This is a genomic window from Arthrobacter sp. C152 (assembly GCF_054890965.1).
This window is the reverse complement of the sequence record NZ_JBTZSU010000081.1, coordinates 1-1,892: the sequence shown is the minus strand read 5'-3', so window position 1 is coordinate 1,892 and position 1,892 is coordinate 1. Positions and strand designations below refer to the sequence as shown.

Genomic DNA, 1,892 nt, shown 5'->3' with positions numbered 1-1,892 from the left:
GAAGAACTGGCATTTTCCCACGTGAACACTGCCAGATTAACTGACAACGGACACCTAATGCCAAAGCCAGATTCATGATCTTTTCCGCCCTGCCCAAGCGTGGCAGATCGGACCCATCACGAATTACTTTGCCTCGAGCTGCGAAGTCATCCAGGAATTCCGCGGCCCAGGCGATGTCGGTGCTGGTTGGGCTGATGACTTCGTTGATCACCGGGGTTTGGGCTGGGTCGAGGCAGAGCTTGCCCGTCATGCCCATGAGGACAGTCGTTGCTGATTGTTCCCGCAGCACTGGGTGGGAGGTGCCGACTGTTGGCCCGTCGATCGGCCCTGGGAGGGAGCCGACGCGGCTGGCAACTGTGAGCCGCGCGCGTGGGTAGGCCATGGCTTCGGGGTCTGCTGACATCCCTGTGTCTCTGCGGAAGTCTCCACTTCCGAAGGCGAGCCGGAAGGATCCTGGGGCTTCTGCGATGGCGCAGGCGGCCTCGATACCCTTGGCACTCTCAACCAGGGCAATGACGGGCAGGCTCCCGCCGAGACGGGCATGGGTTGCAGATACCTGTTCGGCGCTCTCGGTCTTGGCCAGCATCACGCCGAGGAGTCCTTCCACGCCTGCGAGCTGTTCGACGTCGTCGGCCCAGAATGTGGTGGTGGCGTCGTTGATGCGTACCCATGCCTGGCCTCCGCTTTTCAGCCAGCCGATGACGTTGTCGCGGGCGGCCGGCTTTTGGCTGGGATCGACGGCATCCTCGATGTCCAGGATGATCGCGTCGGCCGGGGACTCGGCTGCTGCATTGAAGTGTGTGGGTTCGGATGAACCGGGGACGAGAAGCCAGGAACGGGCGATATCAGCGCTTGGGCGACGTTGCCTGTTCAGTGTTGCTGGGCTGGACGCAAGTGGGGTGTCGGCGGTGATCATGTGTTTCCTGTTCTGCCTGGCGGTTGCTGATGTGGGGTGAACGCCGGGTGATTGGTGATTGGTTTGTTGCCTTGGCCGGGCCCGTGAGGCGGTTGTCCTGGAGGCCCGGCCGGTGTTCTTTAGCGCCTTATGACCGGGTTGGAAAGGCGTCCGATTCCTTCAATGTCAACGTCGAACGAATCACCGGCGTCCACCATGCCGATTCCGGTGGGGGTGCCGGTCATGATGACGTCGCCCGGCAGCAGGGTGAACATGTGGGACACCATGGAGACGATTTCCTGAACGGAGCGGATCATCAGTTTGGTGCTGCCGTCCTGGCGGAGTTCGCCGTTGAGCCTGCCCTGGATGGTGAGGTTACTGACGTCGAGTTCTGTTTCGATCCACGGGCCGAGCGGGGCTGAGGTGTCGAATCCTTTGGCGCGCGTCCACTGCAAGTCGGTTTTCTGGCAGTCCTTGGCGGTGAGGTCGTTGCCGCACGTGTACCCGAAGATCACGTCGTCAACGTTTTCTTCGGGCACGTCCTTGCAGGTTCGGCCGATAACTACGCAGAGTTCAGCTTCGAAGGAGACCTCATCGGAGAAATCGGGTAGAACGATGGGCTCGTTCGGGCCTATGACCGATGTGTTGGGTTTGAGGAACAACAGCGGCGGCGCAGGGACTGCGCTGAGTTCGAGTGCGTCTTCGACGAAGTTGCGGGCAATGCCGATGACTTTGCTGCGGGGGGGGTACGACGGGCGCGAGGAGAGTTACGTCTTTGAGTTTGTGAGTCGTTGTCGTGCGGGAGATCCCATTCTGAAAGGGGTCGCCGGCGATGACGGTGACTTCTTCTTCGCCGGTGTCACCGTCGACGACACCGTAGTGGGATTCGTCCCCTAGATGAGTAAGTCCTATTGCTTTGGCGGGGCGTGGGCGCTTTTAAAGTAAGGCGGAGAGTGTTAAGCCGGGTCTGTGAACACTCAACTAAACACTCTCCTGA

The 1,892-nt window shown here is 60.5% G+C and carries 1 protein-coding gene and 1 pseudogene; both read right to left on the bottom strand.

The window, feature by feature from the left end:
* Nucleotides 1–916 (bottom strand): HpcH/HpaI aldolase/citrate lyase family protein (locus tag ACYSM9_RS21770; protein WP_461859026.1); only part of this gene is annotated, 916 nt, incomplete at its 3' end.
* Between the two features lie 119 nt (nucleotides 917–1,035).
* Nucleotides 1,036–1,807 (bottom strand): annotated as a pseudogene (locus ACYSM9_RS21765) (fumarylacetoacetate hydrolase family protein).
* Between the last annotated feature and the right edge of the window lie 85 nt (nucleotides 1,808–1,892).